The 18,742-nt window shown below is 67.2% G+C and carries 15 protein-coding genes; 1 reads left to right on the top strand and 14 read right to left on the bottom strand.

The window, feature by feature from the left end:
- Nucleotides 1–102: 102 nt before the first annotated feature.
- From BM115_RS14735 to BM115_RS14715, 5 genes are all read right to left on the bottom strand, one after another.
- On the bottom strand, nucleotides 103–2,694 hold the full coding sequence (locus BM115_RS14735) for a hypothetical protein (protein WP_177219922.1): 2,592 nt from the start codon (nucleotides 2,692–2,694) through the stop codon (nucleotides 103–105).
- A 161-nt stretch (nucleotides 2,695–2,855) separates the two neighbouring features.
- The gene (locus BM115_RS14730) at nucleotides 2,856–3,971 is read right to left on the bottom strand and encodes an NADH:flavin oxidoreductase/NADH oxidase (protein WP_092295028.1); all 1,116 of its coding nucleotides are present in this window, start codon (nucleotides 3,969–3,971) and stop codon (nucleotides 2,856–2,858) included.
- A gap of 110 nt (nucleotides 3,972–4,081) precedes the next feature.
- Nucleotides 4,082–5,329, bottom strand: a complete 1,248-nt coding sequence (locus BM115_RS14725; RefSeq protein WP_092295026.1) for a YbfB/YjiJ family MFS transporter — start codon at nucleotides 5,327–5,329, stop codon at nucleotides 4,082–4,084.
- Nucleotides 5,330–5,445: 116 nt separating this feature from the next.
- Nucleotides 5,446–6,054, bottom strand: coding sequence for a TetR/AcrR family transcriptional regulator (locus BM115_RS14720; protein WP_092295024.1), 609 nt, complete (start codon nucleotides 6,052–6,054; stop codon nucleotides 5,446–5,448).
- A gap of 150 nt (nucleotides 6,055–6,204) precedes the next feature.
- Nucleotides 6,205–8,610, bottom strand: coding sequence for an acylase (locus BM115_RS14715; protein ID WP_092295022.1), 2,406 nt, complete (start codon nucleotides 8,608–8,610; stop codon nucleotides 6,205–6,207).
- Nucleotides 8,611–8,743: 133 nt separating this feature from the next.
- Here BM115_RS14715 and BM115_RS14710 point away from each other — a divergent pair, with 133 nt between their 5' ends.
- Nucleotides 8,744–9,766, top strand: a complete 1,023-nt coding sequence (locus tag BM115_RS14710; RefSeq protein WP_092295020.1) for a helix-turn-helix domain-containing protein — start codon at nucleotides 8,744–8,746, stop codon at nucleotides 9,764–9,766.
- Here the strand turns inward: BM115_RS14710 and BM115_RS14705 are convergent.
- The 9 genes from BM115_RS14705 to BM115_RS14665 form a co-directional block, all read right to left on the bottom strand.
- Nucleotides 9,763–11,031 (bottom strand): serine hydrolase domain-containing protein, encoded by a 1,269-nt coding sequence (locus tag BM115_RS14705; protein WP_092295018.1) that lies wholly within the window; start codon nucleotides 11,029–11,031, stop codon nucleotides 9,763–9,765. The two genes, BM115_RS14710 and BM115_RS14705, sit on opposite strands and share 4 nt — an antisense overlap.
- A gap of 33 nt (nucleotides 11,032–11,064) precedes the next feature.
- Nucleotides 11,065–11,454 (bottom strand): type II toxin-antitoxin system VapC family toxin, encoded by a 390-nt coding sequence (locus BM115_RS14700; RefSeq protein ID WP_092295016.1) that lies wholly within the window; start codon nucleotides 11,452–11,454, stop codon nucleotides 11,065–11,067.
- Nucleotides 11,451–11,717 (bottom strand): type II toxin-antitoxin system Phd/YefM family antitoxin, encoded by a 267-nt coding sequence (locus tag BM115_RS14695; protein WP_092295014.1) that lies wholly within the window; start codon nucleotides 11,715–11,717, stop codon nucleotides 11,451–11,453. The genes BM115_RS14700 and BM115_RS14695 overlap by 4 nt, the downstream gene beginning before the upstream one ends.
- A 62-nt stretch (nucleotides 11,718–11,779) precedes the next feature.
- Entirely contained in the window at nucleotides 11,780–12,412 is a 633-nt protein-coding gene (pssA, locus tag BM115_RS14690; RefSeq protein ID WP_092295012.1) for a CDP-diacylglycerol--serine O-phosphatidyltransferase, read from the bottom strand.
- Between the two features lie 14 nt (nucleotides 12,413–12,426).
- Complete coding sequence (locus tag BM115_RS14685) at nucleotides 12,427–12,717, bottom strand: antibiotic biosynthesis monooxygenase family protein (RefSeq protein ID WP_092295010.1); 291 nt, start codon at nucleotides 12,715–12,717, stop codon at nucleotides 12,427–12,429.
- A 100-nt stretch (nucleotides 12,718–12,817) separates the two neighbouring features.
- Nucleotides 12,818–13,288 (bottom strand): DUF2127 domain-containing protein, encoded by a 471-nt coding sequence (locus BM115_RS14680; protein ID WP_092295008.1) that lies wholly within the window; start codon nucleotides 13,286–13,288, stop codon nucleotides 12,818–12,820.
- 69 nt (nucleotides 13,289–13,357) lie between these two features.
- The gene (locus tag BM115_RS14675; protein WP_255370826.1) at nucleotides 13,358–13,765 is read right to left on the bottom strand and encodes a hypothetical protein; all 408 of its coding nucleotides are present in this window, start codon (nucleotides 13,763–13,765) and stop codon (nucleotides 13,358–13,360) included.
- Nucleotides 13,766–13,896: 131 nt separating this feature from the next.
- Nucleotides 13,897–15,414, bottom strand: coding sequence for an efflux transporter outer membrane subunit (locus tag BM115_RS14670; protein WP_092295006.1), 1,518 nt, complete (start codon nucleotides 15,412–15,414; stop codon nucleotides 13,897–13,899).
- 37 nt (nucleotides 15,415–15,451) lie between these two features.
- Complete coding sequence (locus BM115_RS14665) at nucleotides 15,452–18,640, bottom strand: efflux RND transporter permease subunit (protein ID WP_092295004.1); 3,189 nt, start codon at nucleotides 18,638–18,640, stop codon at nucleotides 15,452–15,454.
- Nucleotides 18,641–18,742: the final 102 nt, after the last annotated feature.

Genomic DNA, 18,742 nt, shown 5'->3' with positions numbered 1-18,742 from the left:
AACGCAATCTATTGAGGCCCATGGTCGTCACTTCACCGGGCCGTGACAATCATGGAAATCCCTGCTCCTGCCGCGCCTGGCTCATCGCCTATGGCGCGTGCCTTATTTGCCGCATCGCACCAATCCGCGCCGCCGCAGCCGGCGCTGCGGACGGGGCGTGCCCAGCGACGCGGCGTCGTTGCCGAACGGGATCGGGTGGTCCATGTACGCGTTGAGCTTGTCGCGCACGAAGGAGGTGTCATCGCCCACCGTCGAGATGATGCCCGTGGTGGCGCCGCCGCCCAGCAGCAGCGTGAAGATGCCGCGATACGGGAAGTCGCCATAGGCCGGGGCGCTGACGTCGAACGGTATCGAGCGCTCGAACATGTCCTCGGCGCTCGTGCCCATCGCCCAGTGGAAGGCATCCGGGAACTGCAGGGCGATGATCTTCGGATTGATGTTGTGGTAATCGCTGCCGATGGCCGGATCGCCGAGGATGTACGTGCCGCCCGTGCCCCAGTTCTGCGTGTCGAAGTTGTCGTTGACCGGGTCCGTGACCAGCGGCGCATGGCTGGCCGGCACCTGCCACGGCATGATCGGCACCTTGAGATCGCGGCTCAGTTCGGCGCAGAAGTCGAAGAAGCGCTTCCACTCGTGCACCCAGTAGCAATAGCCGTTGGCGTAGGCGCGGATGGTGAAGTCGTCGGCCTCGTAGCGGTCCACGGCGAGGAAGTCCGGCGCGTACGGCCCCTCGTGGACCTTCAGCGCCCGCACATACGCGGCGGTGACCCGGCCGTTGCGGACCGGTGAGTCGTCGGATGCGTAGATCCACTCGGACGCCCCCACCCCCCACAGGTTGACCTGCCAGCCGAAGGTGACCGCCGGCGCCACGGTGCGGATCAGCCAGTTCACGGCCGCCACATAGCCCCGGATGTTCTCTTCGATGTTCTGCGGAATCGTGGCGACCACCTTCCAGTGGGCCAGGGCCTGCCGCAGCGGCTCGCGCACCGGCATGGCGTAGTCCGGCGCGAATCCGCCCTGCTGGCAGGCGCCGAGGAAGTCCGGGTTGACCACGAAGCCGCACGGCACCGGATGATCGACATCGGTGTGGGCCTTCGCCAGGTTCAGCGACAGGATGAGGTTGCCGAAGCTGTGAGCCAGCCCCTGCGTGTTGGCGAGCTGCGTGGGCGTGTCGCCGAGCGACAGGTTGCAGGTATAGGACACCATCACCGGCAGCACCTTGTGGCCGCCGCCAATCTGCTGCTCCACATCGCGCGCCAGCAGGATGGTGCGCGTGGTCTGGGCGTCGTCGGTCAGGTATTGGCCGGGATCGCCGGCCCCATCGAAGCCCGCGTACTTGAACACCGATGACGCGCGCGCCGCGACGAAGTCCACCGCATTGCCCGGCGTCAGGTCGGCGCAGCCGCCGAAGCTCAGGAAATCCGGGAAGCCGCGCACCTTGAGGTTCGCGCCCTGCGAGACGTCGATATGCAGCTGCGCCTTGCCCGTGGACAGCACGACGAGGTAGTCCGCGGTCTGCGTGTTGTACACCACGCCGTCGTAGATGAAGTCCGACACCTCCACGGCGTACGTCTGCGGCTGCACCGGCACGGCGAGGTTGTAGCTATGCGTGCCCGCCACGAGGTGGAAGGTCTGGTGATAGCTCATGTTCGGCGCCACCAGACGCACGTCCAGCGGCGCGTTGACGGTCACGTCCGAGGTGATGACGACCGGCAGCGTCACGAAGCCGGCGGTGCTGACCGCCGTGGAATGCATGTCGGCGGCCGTGAACGCAACGAACTGGAGCTTGGTATCGAGCGAACGGTGCTGGGACGGGAACGTGTGGCGAACGTTGTTCACCGCGATGCTCGCCACGCTGATGTCGACCACGCCGACCAGCGGCAGCCCGTGCAGTTGCGTGAGATGCCCGGGCGGGCTCGAGAACGCGGCGAGCGGGTCCTGGCTGTTGCGGGACACCACCGTGACGTCGAGCAGTTCGTCCGCCAGCACGGGAATATCGCCAATCGACACATCGAGCGCCGCGGTGTACTTCGCCGGGTCGTAGACGACCATGATGACTGCATTGCTGCCGGGCGTGACCGTGACGGTCGACGGCTGCACATGGGCAGTGGACACGACCGTGCCGGCATGGTTCGACAGCGGGCTGGCGGTAATCGAATACGTGCCGGCCGGCAGCGCCAGCGGCGTGGTCGTGCCCGGCGCCACTGTCTCCACATGGACTTGGGTGCCCTGCGTGAAGTACAGGGTCTGGGCGGACGAGTACAGCCGCTCATCGGGCGCCGAGTTGGCCTGCACGCTGACGATGCCGTTGGTATCCGGCAGTGTATCCGCAGCCAGCGCGAACGACGACAGGTAGTCGGCCGCGTCGGGGCCGGTCAGGTCGCCATTGATGCCGATATTGATCTTGTCCTGGGCGGCAAACGTGTGCCCCAGTTCGAAAATGAGCTTGGCGGTGACGTCCCAGGTCTGGCTGTCGATCTGGTCATTCGTGGTCTCCGCCGTGGTCGGCGTCCACATCCAGAACTGCGGATTGAAGTCGGTGGGCTGCACCGATGCCGGGGAATGGAACCCCATGCCGAGGAAGTCGTTGACCCGGACCGCGCTGCCATCGGCGTAGCGGATATTCGTGACCGAGATCACGCCATACCACTGCGACGCCCCGCTCTCCACCTTGATGTCGTAAAGCACTGCCATGATCCCTGCCTCCGCATGTTCGTCAGCGCGGCGCCCCGTGCGCCAGCGTCAGCGCAGGTTAGGCGGCAAGGCAGGATCGGAGAATGGATTGGCGATGCGCGCCGGATGCATCAGATGGATCAGGCGCGCCGGGAAAGGCCGGACAAGGGGAAGTCAGGGACTCAGCGCTGGCCGAAATGCGCGTCGCGGAACAGCTTCTCGAGCCCGCGCGGCTGGGAGCGCCAGTACTGCTTCGGGGCGTCCACGCTGGCGCCGAGCTTGGCGGCGGCATGCCACGGCCAGCGCGGGTCGTAGAGCATGGCGCGCGCAATCGAGATGACATCGGCCTCGTGGTTGGCGACGATGGATTCGGCCTGCTCGGGTTCCGTGATCAGGCCCACGGCCAGTGTCGGCAGGCCCACCTCGGCCTTCACGCGCTGCGCGTACGGCACCTGGTAGCCCGGTCCGAGCTTGATGGCCTGCTGCGGGGACACGCCGCCCGTGCTCACATGCACCGCCGCGCACCCGCGCGCCTTGAGCGCGTGGGACAGCGCCAGCGTGCCGTCGATGTCCCAGCCGTTCGGCACCCAGTCCGTGGCGGAGACGCGCATCCACACGGGCCGCTCGGCCGGAAACGCCTCGCGCACGGCATCGAACACTTCCAGCGGGAAGCGCATGCGGTTCTCCAGGCTGCCGCCGTACTCGTCGGTGCGATGGTTGGCCAGCGGAGACAGGAACTGGTGCAGCAGGTAGCCGTGCGCGCCGTGCACCTCGATACCGTCGATGCCAAGCCGCGCAGCGCGCTTGGCCGCCGCGACGAAGTCGTCACGAATCTTGCGCATGCCGGCCTTGTCCAGCGCCACGGGCGGCACTTCGTCCGCGCCATGCGGCACTGCCGAGGGCGCCAGGGTCTGCCAGCCGCGCGGCTGGTCCGGGCGGATCTGCGCGCCGCCCTCCCAAGGTGCCTGGCTCGACGCCTTGCGGCCCGCATGCGCGAGCTGCACGCTCACGGCGATGGGCGAGTACTTGCGCACCGCGTCCAGCACGCGGCCCAGCGCGGCCTCGTTGGCATCGCTGTACAGGCCGAGGTCGTCCGGCGAGATGCGGCCCTCGGGCGACACCGCCGTGGCCTCGACGATCAGCAGCCCGGCGCCGGACAGCGCCATGTGGCCCAGGTGAATCATGTGCCAGTCGGTGGCCGAGCCCTCGTCGGCCGAGTACTGGCACATCGGCGCAATCGCGATGCGGTTGGCAAGTTCGAGATTGCCGATCTTGTAGGGCGTGAAAAGTTGGGACATGAACAGGTTCCTTCGGAGGCCTTCAGGCGTAGCCGGGTGTCACGATGTTTGGCGATTGTAGTGGCGCGCGGAAAACCTTGCTCGCAACGCCCCTACAGCGCCGCCGACCCTTATCGCACCCGTCCCCGCAGCGCCAGATCCGCCCCCAGCGCAATCACGAAGGCCACCGCGCCGCAGGCAAAGATCAGCGCGTAGTTCTCGTGCGTGTGCGCGAACAGGTAGGAGTAGCCGTAGCCGGCCAGCACCTGGAACAGCGCGAAGGCGCTGGTCACGCGGCTCCAGGCGGCGCGCTGCGCGCTGGGGTCGTGCGGCAGCGCGTCGTGCACGCGGCCGAGCATCAACGGCACCACGCCGGGCGTGAACGCGCCGAGCACGATGGTGGCCGCCACGATCGCCACGGGGCCGTCCCACAGCGCCAGCGCCGCCACAGCCAGGGCCTGGAGCGCCAGCGCCAGCCGGTAGGCATTGCGGAAGCCCATGCGGTCACCCATGAAGCCGGAGACCAGCGGCCCGGCGATGGCTGCCACGCCGTAGAGCACCCAGTAGCCGGCGCCCACGTTGGCGCCCTGCCCCAGCCCGCGCGCCACGTAGTCCACCAGCAACACCATCGCCGGCACCAGCCCCAGCGCATTGGCCGCGTATTGCAGGCTCAGCAGCCGCAGCGTGGGCCGCTCGGCGCGGAGCGCTGCACCAATTTCGGGGTGCCCGGCGGGCGAGGCCGGCGTGCCGGCCGGCGCATCGGTGGTCGGCCAGCCGAACCAGCTCAGCGCCGTCAGCACCAGCGACAGCGCGCCAAGGCCGAGCCACGTCTCGCGCAGGCCCAGCGTCAGCAACGCCGGCACCAGCGTGCCGGATGCCGCGATGCCCAACCCCAGGCCGAGAAAGATCATGCCGCTGACGAACCCGCGCCGCGCCGGCGCGATATGGGGCAGGATGGCCGTCGCCACGAGCACCATGATGGCGCCGCCTGACAGCCCGGACAGGAAGCGCCAGACGAAGAACCAACTCACCGAGAGCGGAAACGCGCAGGCGAAGAACGCCGCCGTGGCGGCCACCATCAGCCAGCGCAGCGCATGGCGGTTGGACAGCCGCGCGGCGATCGGCCGGCCAAACAGCGCGCCGGCGAAGTAGCCCGCGAAATTGGCGGCGCTGAGCGTGACCGTATCGGCGGCGGTGAACCAGTGCGCGTGGATCAGCGGGGGAATCAGCGGCGTATAGGCAAAGCGTGCGAGGCCGATGGCGACCAGGCTCGCGCAGAGGCCGGCCAGCGCGGCATAGAGGGCCCGGGCATCGAGCGCCCCGTCCGCGGAGGGCCGGATCGCGGTGGGTGTTGGTGCCGTAGCGGCATCTTGGGACATGACGGAACTCCTTGGGGACGAACGCCGCCCCCGCGCTGCGCCGGCAGCACGTTGGCGAATGGATCAGGGGGAATGCGAGGCGGGCCGGGGGCCCTCAGCGGATCAGCGGATCGGCATCAACACGATGGCGGGGACGTGGACGGCAGACCCAGCATGGACAGCGCCTGCCGCACCATCGCCTCGAGCAGCGGGCGCTCGGGCATCACGCGCGACAGCACGCGCAGGCCCACCTGCACGGCCAGCAGGTTGGCGGCCACGTCCTCGGGGACGAAGTCGGCATCCAGCGTGCCGGCGGTCTGCGCGGCGCGCACGGAACGTTCGAAGAACGCGCGGAGATCGTCCAGTTCCTCGGCTACCACCTCGCGCAGCGCGGGGTCGTCGGACGAGGCATCCAGGGAAGCATTGATCAGCATGCAGCCGCGATGCTGCGGGTCCGCCAGTGCGCGCTCCACGCTCTCGGCGAAGAACGCCGAAATGGCCTCCGCCGGCGGATGGTTCGCTTCCGCGCGCGCGATGCGGGCACGCAGCGACTTGTTCAGGTAGTCGTCCAGCGCCAGCAGGAACAGCGAGCGCTTGTCGCCAAACGCGTTGTAGAGGCTGGGCTGGGTCAGGCCCATGGCCTGCGTCAGCTCGCGCGTGGACGTGGCCTGGTAGCCCTTGTCCAGGAAGGTGTTCTGGGCGGCGGCCAGCGCAGCCGCTGCGTCGAATTGCCGGGGTCTTGCCATGACGATTCCGTTTTGTATCGGTCGATATGAAATCGATTATAGAGCGATCGATACAAAACGCAAGGTCCGATGCTGCGTCGCCACAAAAAACAAACCGCCCGGCGGGGAACCGGGCGGTGTCTTTGGGAATCGGGGTGACGCAGAGCCCTCTTATTGACTCAGTTTCACCACGGTGAGCTGCGGGTCCGCCGCAATCGCCTGTTCCGTGAACGGCAGCGAAATCCAGCGTTTGGCCGAGAACTGCCGCATCTGGTCCCAGGCGTGCGGCGAGTTGGGATCGACCGACTGGCCGTAGACGAGCAGCGCCTGCGCCACCGGCCCTTGGTCATCGAACCCCACCGTCTGGACATAGCTGGTGCCGAAATAGACGTGCAGGCCCTGCGCCGACACCGGCTGGCTGGTCAGCTTGTTCAGCACGCCCTCGTACTCCTCGCCGCCGTGGAGCGCGATGCGGCCCGCCGGGGAAATCGCCGCCTGGACGTCTCCAAGTGGCGCATCGAGCGCAAATCCAGCCGTGCGCATGGCCCCGACCGCGTCCTTGAGCGCCTTGAACACCGCCGGGCCCACCGTGCCGTCCTGCATGCGCAGGCCGCGCGGCGTGTTGACCGGGTCCGCCGCATTGAACGCCACGGCGTAGACGTTGGGGATGGTGTGCGCGCGCATCCAGAACTCGCGGAACAGGGGTGCCGCGCGGCTCTCCACGTTGCTGCGGCGGTCCCACTGGCCCAGCGCCGCGCACCCATCGCGCAGATCCGCATCGGCCTGCGCCGCCTTGCCGGCACAGGCGCGCAACAGGTCGTCCAGTACGATTTCGGCCGCCAGGTTGCGGTCACGGAACAGCACGGCTTGCAGGCTCGGCACATCGAAACGATTGCCGGGCAGGCCATCCACGCCCGACAGCCGCTTGCCGATCTCCATCAGGCCCACGCGTGTGCGCAGCCGCTGTGGCACGCCCTGCGGGCCGAGCACCGGCGAGAAGCCCTCCAGCTTCTGCGCCGGGTTGGTCAGCCAGGAGCTGTCGTTGCTATTGGCCACGAAGTCGTCGCGCTCCAGCACCGGCATGGCCGATGGCGGCACAAGGCCCGGCACCGGCGAGGCGGCGTCCACGGTCCAGTTGCACGCGGCGCGTGAGCCGTCCAGCAACACCATGCCGGTGCCCACGAGCAGCTTCTTCGCCAGCGCGGCGCCCTCGCCGGCCGGCGCACACTGGCCGAGCATCGCCGTCGAGACGTTCGGCGTGACCGAGACATCGGCGAACAGCGCACGGCCATGGCGGTCCGTGGCGATCGTGTTGACCCAGGGGATGCCGAGGTTGCCGATGGCCTGGCGCACATCGCCCACATTGCCGGCGCGGGCGATATCCAGCCAGGTGTCGATGGCGCGCATGTTATTGCGGTTGGCGTCGCGCAGCGTGTAGGCGCGCTGGGCGGTCCACGGCAGGCCGGCAGCCGGCATCGCCACCACGGGGCCGTACTCGGTCAGGTAGATCGTGTGCGTACGCGCCGCCAGCGTGCCGTCAGGCTGGCGCACGTCGTAGCGCACCGTCTTCGTGGTCATCTTGTGCGGCTTGCCGTCGATCAGGTAGGTCGTCGGGTCGCCCTCGGCCAGCTTCAGTTCGAACAGCGTGAAACGGCGCGCGGTGGACACCGTGTGGGTCCACGCCACGTCCTTGTTGAAGCCGATGCTGATGATGGGGAACGAGGCGATGGACGCGCCCATCACGTCCAGCTTGCCCGGGACGGTCAGGTGGGCTTCGAAAAAGCGGTTGGTGGTGGTCCACGGGAAGTGCGGATTGCCGAGCAGCAGGCCGCGCCCGTTGACCGTGGCGGCCTTGCCGAAGGCCCAGCCGTTGCTGCCGATGGGCGGATCGAGCAGCTGGAGGTCACGGTTGACGGCGTCGACGTCGATCGACGCGACATCGATCTTGTCGGACAGCGCCGCAGCAGCCTTGCCGGCGGCAGGCGGCGCAGCGGCCAGGATGCCGGCCGCGAGGGCGCCGGCGCTGGCCTGGATGCTCTTTTCCTCGGCCAGCCGCGCCATGTCCAGCGCGGTGATGGGCCGCACCCACGCGGCATTGCGGCAGGCGGCGGGGCGCTGCGCCGGCGGGGTATCGCGCAGATAGCGGTTGTAGCCGGCGATGTAGCCGCGCAGCAGTTCGCGCGCCTCGGGCGACTGCGTGGCCATGCCGGCCTGCAGGGCGTCGTCGTCCAGAATCGCGCGGAAGAACGCGTCTGCGTCAGTGTTGCGCATGCGCTTGAACGAGACCTCGGTGGTCTGGTCCGGGCCGAACACGGCCGAGCGCTCGCCGCTGACCGTAACAAGCTGGTCGGCCATCAGGCAGACGTTTTCCTGCGCATAGGCGTAGGCCATGCCGAACGCCACGCCGGCGTAGTCGTTGGCACGGATGTGCGGAATGCCGTACGACGTGCGCCGGATTTCCGCGCTCAGGCCCTGCTCGCTGCCATATCCCCCGCTGGTGGCGCAGCCGGTCAGCGCGGTGGCTGCCAGGGCCAGCGTGGCGAGCGCGATCGCGCCTCGCGCAATGCGATGCTTCATCTGTCTCTCTCCGTCTCTTGTGATTGTTCTGGGTGCCGCGTGGCCAATGGTCGGGTAAATCGGGGCATGACAGGTAGGGGGAATCTCGCCAGAATTGGTGGCAATGCCGCCATGCGGCGCCGCCCCCGCTCCGATGACCATCGTCTATCTGATCTGCTATCCCGCCGTGGCGGTCTCCACGCTGGCCGTGGCGGCCGATACGCTGATGATCGCGAACACGCTCGCCTCCATGCAGCCACGGCGGCGCGGCCACGCCACGCCCTTCCAGTGGCGGATCGCAGCAGCCGAGCCCGATCGCTGGCGCGCCGCCGCCGAGGTCATGCGGGCCGAGGTGGTCGGGCTGGACGCCCTCGCGCAGGCCGACAGCGACAGCATGGTCGTGATCGGCCCGCCGCTGTTCGACCATATCGCCGGGCTGGAACTGCTGCTATCAAAGATCGATGCCGAGCGCGCGGCCATCGCGGCGGCGGCGGCCAACGGCGCGCTGCTGGTGGCGCCATTCACGGCGGTGGCGCTGCTGGTCGGCCTGACACTGCCCAAGCCGTGGCGGCTGGCCGTGCCGTGGCTGATCGGGAACTGGATGCGCGCCGGGGAGCCGGCGCGGCGGCTGCCGGCCGATCAGGCCATCGTGGAGAGCGGCAACCTGCTCAGCGCGCGCGCGATGGAGCAGATCCACGTGCTGATGCAGCGGGCCGTGGCGCGCATGGCCGGCGACGCGCTGGCCCGCACCGTCGGCAATACCCTGCTGGACCAGCCCGAGCGCGGCGCGGCGCTGAAGATATGGCTCCGCGCTGGCGACGCGCCCCGAGAAAGCGTGGTGCTACGCGCCCGCCGGCACCTGCAACAGCATCTGGCCGATCCCTACGACCTGGCGCGGCTGGCAGCGGTGGCCGCCACCAGCGAGCGCACGCTGCTGCGGCATTTCATGAAATCGGTGGGGATGTCGCCGCTGCAGTTCCTGCACAAGCTGCGCGCGGAACGCGCCTGCCATCTGCTGGAGGTGACCACGCTGAGCCTGACGGCGATTGCCGAGCAGTGCGGCTATCAGGATATGTCAGCGTTCCGCTCCGTGGTGCGCAAGCACACCGGCCTGCCGCCCGGGGCGCACCGGCGCGCGCACTCGGTGCGGGCCGAGTTGCGCGCGGGGGCGGCTTAGCCCCTGCCACGTGCTGCGGGGCCGGGCTCGGTGATCGCGCTATAGACCAGCGTCCGCAACTGGCGCCGCACGGGGAACGCGGACGACGGCAGCAGCTGCGTCAGGAACACGCCGATCAGGTCTTCCTGGGGATCGACCCAGAAGAAGGTACTGGCGGCGCCGCCCCAGAAGAAGTCGCCCGCACTGCCCGGCATCAGCGTGCTCGCCGGCGTGACCGTGGTGGCGAAGCCGAGACCGAAGCCCACCCCATCGTAGGTGGCCTCGCTGAACATCGAGCGCGACAGGCGCGGGATGTCCTGCCCGCCCGGCAGATGGTTGGCGGTCATCAGCGCCAGCGTCTTGGGGCCGAGCAGGCGCACCCCATCGAGTTCACCGCCTTGCAGCAGCATGCGCGAAAAGCGCAGGTAGTCGGCGGCCGTGGAAACGAGCCCGCCGCCGCCGGAAACCAGCGTGGGCGGCTTCAGGTACGGGCTGGTGCGCGGGTCGTCCTGCAGTGTCGGACGGTCCTGGGACACCACTTTGGAGCCAAGCACGCCCACGGCATAGCAGGCGCTGAAGCGCGAGACCTTGTCTTCCGGCACGTGGAACGCGGTGTCCACCATGCCCAGTGGATCGAGGATGCGCTGCTTGACGAAGCTCTCGAACGGCATGCCACTGACCTTGCCGACCAGATAGCCCAGCACGTCGGTGGAAACCGAGTAGTTCCACGCCTCGCCGGGCGAGAACTCCAGCGGCAGCTTCGACAACTGCTCGACCATGTCGTCCAGCGTCGTGCCCTCGGTGGTCCGGTCGGCAATCTTCAGCTTGCGGTAGGCGGCATCGACATTGCTGTTCTGCTGGAAGCCGTAGGTCAGGCCGGACGTATGGCGCAGCAGGTCCACCACCAGCATCTGGCGCTTGGCCGGCCGGGTCTGGAAGCTATCCATATAGCCGCCCGCATAAACGCCGAGGTTCTCCCAGGACGGGATGTACTTGCTGACAGGATCATCGAGGGCGATCTTGCACTCCTCCACCAGCATCATGATCGCCACCGAGGTGATCGGCTTCGTCATCGAGTAGATGCGGAAGATCGAATCCTCGGCCAGCGGCGTCTGCCGCTCGCGGTCGGCCACGCCCAGCACGGAATTCAGCACGACTTCGCCGCGCCGCCACACCTGGACCAGCGCGCCGGGCAGCTTGCCGCTGGATACGTAGTTGGTATCGAGGAACTGCTCGACCCGCTCCAGCCGGGCCCGGGACATACCTTGCACCGTCTTGTCTTGCATCGCCGAATCTCCTGGTTGTTTTTATCGCGATGATCACACAATGCGGACCAGCACCGGATGGTAGCCGGACATCTTGGCATCCGCCGTCAGCAGCGTCATGCCTTCTGACAGGGACTGTGCCACCAGCATGCGGTCGAACGGATCCTTGTGGTTCGGATTCAGCGCGAGTCCGTCAAGCGTGCGCGCATGCAGCTTGGTCAGGTCCAGGGAGCGGTATCCACACAAGTCGAACACAGTCGAGGCTTGCGTAGCCGTGAGTTCGAGCTTGCCGATGGACGACTTGATCCCAATCTCCCACAGGCTGGCCGTGGACACAAAGATGTCGTTGATGGGATTGGCGATCAACTCGGCGGCGGCTGGCGGCAATTGGGGGGCATCGAAGGCCGCCCACAAGGCGATGTGCGTATCCAGCAGCAGCCTCATTCACGCTCCCCATAGAAGAGCGCGGCAACGTCCTCGTCCACTCCGTTGAACTTGGCCAGCGTCGTGTCGTCCATCACCGCCCCGAACAACGCCCTGCCGCCGCCGATGCGCCTGGACACATCCACCGAAGCCGATATCGGCACCAGCCTCGCGGCCGGCTTCCCATTGCGGGCAATGATGACTTCGGTCTCCAGGCCGGACTCGACCGCATCCACCAGCCTGGACAACTGACTCTTGGCCTCATGCATGTTGATGGTTGGCATTTTTTATCCTAGCTAATCTTCTTAGCTAAGTATAGCCCATCCGGCGGCAGGACGAAAACGCCCTAAAACTTCGGAATCCGCAGCGTCTTGCTGATCATGAACGAGCCGCTCAGGACGAACAGCAGCGCCATCGGGTGGAAGGTGCCGGGGCCGATCAGCCAGGCGCCGGCGGGCAGGGCATCGCCGATGCGGCCAGCGGCGGCGCACCAGGCCAGGATGCCGGTCAGGACCACGCTGGTCGGGATCGGGGTGCCTTCGAAGTACTTGACCTTGCCGGTGCCCTCGGCCAGCGTTTCGGCGGTCACGTTGAAGCGTGCCAGCCGGCTGACGCCGCAGCAGACGAAGTAGATCAGCGCGGCGAGGTCCCAGCCGCCGCGCATGCCGGCGGCGAAGGCCAGCGTGGCCGGGCCCACCCCGAACGAGATGATGTCAGACAGCGAATCGAGTTCGCGGCCCAGCGCCGAATGGGCGTGGCGCCAGCGCGCGATACGGCCGTCGAGCACATCGAAGATGAAGGCTGCCGGCGCCAGCGCCGCGGCGATGTAGAAATAGGTCAGCATCGGCTCGGCCACGTAGTACATGGCAAAAAATACCGATCCCATTCCGCACGCCGCGTTGGCCAGTGTAAAAAAATCGGCCAGCTGCAGGTCGCGTAGCATCGAGAAATGCCGTGGGCGCTCCTGGGGTGTCGCCATGCGCAACCTCCGGGTCAGAGCACGGTGGTGACGTGATGCACCTGGGGCGGCGCGGCAAAGCAGTCGCCCACGAGCTTGCGCCAGGTCTGGAAGTCGTCGGACTCGCGGAAGTGGACCATGTGGTCTTCCACGGTTTCCCAGGCCACCACGAGCGCGTATTGCGACGGCTGCTCGATCGAGCGTCGCAGGTTCATGCCGTGGCAGCCGCGCGCACGCAGGAACAGCGGCTTGGCCTGCGCCACAGCGCCTTCGAACTGCGACTCCATGCCGGGCTTGATGGTGATCTGGGCGATTTCGTGAATCATGATGGTCTCGTGTTCGGGTGGGATCAGAGTCTTCCGATCAGTCAGCAATGCGCCGCGAAGCGGCTTGCTGTCTACCTTAGCAGATTTTGGCGCGCGCTCGTCACGTCACGCGGTGCCGCGCCAGCCCCATCACGAGGTAGGCCACCACGAGCGCGTTCGCCACGGCCAGCCCCACATGGAGCCATGTGGGATGGCGGATCGCCTCGTAAACCTCCACCGGAATATAGATGCCGCCGGACCACACGCCGAGCCAGTTGCCCCATGCGCGCCCACGCCAGAGGCCATAGGCTTCGGTGAACCGCATCAGCGCGTACATCGCGGCCGAGCCGCCAATGGCCCAGAGCCGCCCATCCGTGGGATGGGCAAGCAGCGACAGGAAGATGGTGGGATACCGGCTCGCCGGGTTGATATGGAAGCGGCTGACGATGGCTTCCGCCAGTGCCTGCGCGTCGCGGTGCAGCAGCGCCACGAGGCCGATGCCGGCCAGGATGACGAGCGCGCCCTTGGCGGCTTCGAACATTGCAATGCTCTTGAGGCCCAGTTGCGGGCTGGCTGCTGCCCCTTTTGCCATGGCGAGTTGCGGGAGTCGACGAAGCCGCCATTGTGCAGCATTCGCGGCGGGACGGATCGCCCGGCTGGCCTAGCGCGCCTGCCGCTCCACCATCGGGCCGCCGGCGTCGATGCCACCGCCGGCCTCGAGCGGGCCGGTGACCGTGAGCGGCCCATCGACATGCAGGTCGCCGTGCACCACCATCGTGCCATGTACCGTCAACGGCCCATGGAACACCTTGAGCAGGCGGCGCGCCGGCGGCGGCGGATAGCCGCGCCCCGGGGAGGAGAACCACGCAGCAGTGATCGGACCCTCTGCGTAGACGCTGCCGTCCACGCTCAGGGTGCCCTGCACCGTGACTGGCCCCTTCACATGCGCCGAGCCGCCTACCGCGATCGATCCCGTGGTCGAGGGCTGGGCGCCTGCCCACTGGGGCCACAGCATGCCCAGCGACAACTGGGTGGCCGCCATCATGGCAACAAGCAGTCTCGATGGCATGGCGCCCTCCTCTTTCATGGCGCCGCTACAAAAAGAAACTGGCGCGATGCATCCAGTGTAGTGCTCTGGATACCTCGCGCCAGCGTGCCCCTGCCGGGGCTTACGACTTGTTACGCCGCTTACTGCCTAGGCTACTGGGCGGTTTGTTGCGCCGCCGGTTGCGCGGTGCCGTTGGCCGCCACCGACTCCGGCAGCGGACCCCAGCCGCCGCCGAGGCTGCGCACCAGCGACACCGTCGCCGCTGCGCGCAGGCCCGCGACCTGATTAGCCTCACGCTGCGACTGAAGCACCGTGCGGTCCGCGTCGATCACGGTCAGGTAATCGACCGCACCGGCATCGTAGCGGCTGCGCGAGATGCGCTGCGCGCGGCGGGCGCCGGCCAGCGCGCCGTCCAGCGCCGTACCCTGCTGGCTCAGCCAGCGCACGTCGGCCAGGCTGTCTTCCACTTCGCGGAAGGCCACCAGCACGGTCTGCCGGTACGACGCCACGGTTTCCTCGTGCGCGGCGCGGGCGCCGGCCAGATTGGAGCTGTTGCGGCCACCGTCGAACACGGTCTGCGCGACGGTCGTGCCAATCAGCGGCCCCAGCATCCACGTACGCGACGACCACTTGAACAGGTTCGACAGATCGGCCGATTCGAAGCCGAACAGCGCGGTCAGCGAGATACGCGGGAAGAACGCGGCCTTCGCCACGCCGATCCGCGCGTTGGCGGCCGCCATCTGCCGCTCGGCGGCGGCGATATCGGGACGGCGCTCCAGCAGCTCCGACGGCAGGCCGGCCGGCACCGCCACAGGTGCCGTGTCGAACGGCCGCGCAGCCAGCGTGAACTGCGCCGGCGGCACGCCGGTCAGCACGGCCAGCGCATGCTCCTGATTGGCGCGGCGACGCTCGATACCGGCCAGGTCCGCGCGCGCGGTGCCCAGTTCGGCTTCGGCACGGGCCGGATCGAGGTCGGTAGTCTCGCCGGCGTCGTAGCGCTTCTTCAGCAGCGACAGCGCATCCTCGCGCAGCTTGATCGTCGCGTTCAGCAGTTCGCGTTCGCTATCCAGCGTGCGCAGCGCGAAGTAGGCCTGCGCGGTGTCAGCCTGCAGCGCGAGTTGCACCGAGCGATACAGATCCTCGGCAGCCTGGGTGTCTGCCCGGGCGGCGTTCACACTGCTGGCCACGCGGCCGAACAGGTCCAGCTCGTAGCTGGCGAAGGCACGGGCCTTGTACACGGTCTGCGGCGACACACGGGTGCCGTCAGGCAGGCCCTGCGAGGCGGCTGACGCCTGCGTACGCGTCGGATCGAGCCCGACGCTCAGTTGCGGATAGAGGTCGGCCTCGGTCGCGCCCATGAAGGCCCGCGCCTGCTTCAGCCGGGCGGCTGCGGCAGCGAGGTCCTGGTTGCTGCCGTTGGCGGCCGTGATCAGGCGGTCCAGGTCGGCATCGCCGAATACCTTCCACCAGTCACCGCGATGCTGGCCCTCGGCCGGCGTGGCGGTCTTCCACTGCGCGCCTTCGGCCTGCGCCGCTTCCGCTTCCTTGAACGCGGGCACGGAGGCGGTCTCGGGCACCTTGTAGGTCGGCGCCAGCGAGCAGCCCGCCAGCACCAGCGCGGCGGCCAGTGTGGCCAGGCGGGGCAGCGTGCGTGTCAATTGCGCAATCATGATGTGTTCCCTTTTTGCTTTCATGTCTCTGATTGGCTTATTCCGCCGATGCCACCGCGTGCGAAGCCGAGGCGTCATTCGCCACGGCCTTACGCTGGCCACGGGTGGCCCACAGGCGCAGCGCCACGTAGAACACCGGCGTCAGGAACAGGCCGAAGAACGTCACGCCGAGCATGCCCGCGAACACCGCCACGCCCATCGCATGACGCATTTCCGAGCCAGCGCCGGAGGACACCACCAGCGGCACCACACCCATGATGAACGCGAACGACGTCATCAGAATCGGGCGCAGACGCAGGCGGCTCGCTTCGATCGCGGCCTGCACCACCGTACGGCCGTGGTGCTCCAGTTCCCGTGCGAATTCGACGATCAGGATCGCGTTCTTCGCGGACAGCCCCACCAGCACGATGAAACCGATCTGCGTGAAGATATTGTTGTCACCACGCGTCAGCCACACGCCGGTCATGGCGGCCAGCAGGCTCATCGGTACGATCAGGATCACGGCCAGCGGCAGCGTCAGGCTCTCGTACTGGGCTGCCAGCACCAGGAACACCAGCAGCACGCACAGCGGGAAGATCCACACACCCGCGTTGCCGGCCAGGATGTCCTGATAGGTCAGCTCGGTCCATTCGAACTTGATACCCTTCGGCAGCGTTTCGGCGGCGATGCGCTCGGCTGCAGCCTGCGCCTGACCCGACGAGAAGCCCGGTGCCGGACCGCCGTTCATGTCAGCGGCCGTGAAGCCGTTGTAGCGCACCACGCTGTCCGGGCCAAAGCCCTGCTTCACCTGGACCAGCGAGGACAGCGGCACCATGTCGCCATTCACGTTGCGGGTCTTCAGTTGCAGGATGTCCTCGGCATGGGCGCGGAACTGCGCATCTGCCTGCACCTTCACCTGATACGTACGGCCGAACTTGTTGAAGTCGTTCACGTACGCCGAGCCAAGGTAGGTCTGCAGCGTATCGAACACGTCCGTCACCGGCACGCCGAGCTGCTTGGCCTTGGTACGGTCCAGCTGCACGTCGAGCTGCGGCACGTTCACCTGGTAGTTGCTGAAGATGCCAGCCAGCTCCGGCGTGGCGCGTGCCTTGCCCATGAACGCATTGGTCGCATCGAACAGCGCGTCATAACCCAGCGCGGCGCGATCCTCGATCATCAGCTTGAAACCGCCGATGGTGCCCAGGCCCTGCACGGGCGGCGGCGGGAACACGGCGATGAACGCGTCCTGGATCGCACCGTACTGCTTGTTCAGATCCGCTGCGATGGCATCGCCGGACAACTCCTTGCTCTTGCGCTGATCGAACGGATCGAGCGAGACAAACACAATGCCGGCGCTCGGGCTGTTGGTGAAGCCGTTGATCGACAGGCCCGGGAACGCAATGGCCGATTCCACGCCCGGATGCTTGAGGGCGATATCCGACATGCGGCGGATCACGTCTTCCGTACGGTCCAGCGTGGCGCCGTCCGGCAGCTTGGCAAAGCTCACCAGGTACTGCTTGTCCTGCGCCGGCACGAAGCCCTTCGGCACCATCTGGAACACGCCCCACGTCGCCACCAGCATCACGGCATAGACGCCGAACACCGCACCCTTGCGACGGATCACACCCGTCACGCCGCGGCCATAGTTATCGGAGCTGCGGTGGAAGAACCGGTTGAAGCGCTTGAAGAAGCCGCCGAAGACCTTGTCCATGCCACGCGTGAGCCAGTCCTTCGGCGCATCATGGCCGCGCAGCAGCAGGGCCGACAGCGCCGGCGACAGCGTCAGCGAGTTGAAGGCCGAGATGATCGTCGAGATCGAGATCGTCAGCGCGAACTGCTTGTAGAACTGGCCGGTCAGGCCCGTCATGAAGGCCAGCGGCACGAAGACGGCGATCAGCGTCAGCGCGATGGCGATAATCGGGCCGCTCACTTCGCGCATGGCCTTGTAGGTGGCCTCCTTCGGCGAGAGTCCTTCCTCGATGTTCCGTTCGACGTTCTCCACCACCACGATCGCATCGTCCACCACGATACCGATGGCCAGCACAAGGCCGAACAGCGACAGCGCGTTGATCGAGAAGCCGAACGCATGCATCAGGCCGAAGGTACCGACGATCGACACCGGCACCGCCAGCAGCGGGATGATCGACGCGCGCCAGGTCTGCAGGAACAGGATCACCACCAGCACCACCAGCGCGATGGCCTCGAACAGCGTGTGAACCACGGCCTCGATACTATGGCGCACGAACTGCGTGGGGTCATAGACGATGCTGTAGTCCACGCCTTCCGGCATGTTCTCCTTGAGCTCGGCCATGGTCTTGCGCACGTCATCCGAGATCTGGATGGCGTTGGAGCCCGGTGCCTGGAAGATCGGCAGCGCCACGGCGGACTTGTTGTCCAGCAGCGAGCGCAACGCGTACTCCGACGCACCGAGTTCGATGCGGGCGATGTCCTTCAGGTAGGTCACCACGCCGTCGGACGAGGTCTTGACGACGATGTCGCCGAATTCCTCGACGGTCTGCAGACGGCCCTGCGCGTTCACCGACAGTTGCAGGTCAGTGCCAGGCAGCGACGGCGACTGGCCGATCACACCGGCTGCCACCTGCACGTTCTGCTCGCGGATGGCCTTGACCACGTCTGACGCGGCAAGATGGCGCTCGGCGATCTTCTCCGGGTTCAGCCACACGCGCATCGAGTAATCGCCCGCGCCGAACATCTGCACCTGACCAACGCCCTGGATCCGCGCAAGGCGGTCCTTCACGTTGATCAGCGCGTAGTTGCGCAGGTACGTCATGTCGTAGCGGTCGTTCGGCGAGACCAGGTGGACCACCATGGTCAGGTCGGGCGAGCTCTTGACGGTCGTGATACCCAGGCGGCGCACGTCCTCGGGCAGGCGCGGCTCGGCTTGCGAGACGCGGTTCTGCACCAGCTGCTGGGCCTTGTCCGGGTCCGTGCCGAGCTTGAAGGTCACCGTCAGCGTGAGGTTGCCGTCGCTGTTGGCCTGCGAGTTCATGTAGAGCATGTCCTCGACGCCATTGATCTGCTCTTCCAGCGGCGTAGCCACCGTTTCGGCGATCACCTTCGGGTTGGCGCCCGGGAACTGCGCGCGCACCACCACCGACGGCGGCACCACCTCGGGATACTCCGAGATCGGTAACTTGAACATCGAGATGGCGCCGATCAGGAAGATCAGCACCGACAACACGCCCGCGAAGATCGGGCGATCGATAAAGAATTTCGAGAGATTCATCTTGGTCTCGGCGAAAGCACTCCCCCTGGCCGTCCGCCGGAGCGGACGCCATATGCTGCAAGGGAGAAAAAATTAAGCTACCTGTGCGTACTGCGGGGTAGT

The sequence above is a fragment of the Cupriavidus sp. OV096 genome, from assembly GCF_900115455.1.
Lineage (GTDB): Bacteria > Pseudomonadota > Gammaproteobacteria > Burkholderiales > Burkholderiaceae > Cupriavidus.
The sequence above is the reverse complement of the archived record's forward strand: the minus strand, read 5'-3'. Positions and strand labels throughout refer to the sequence as shown.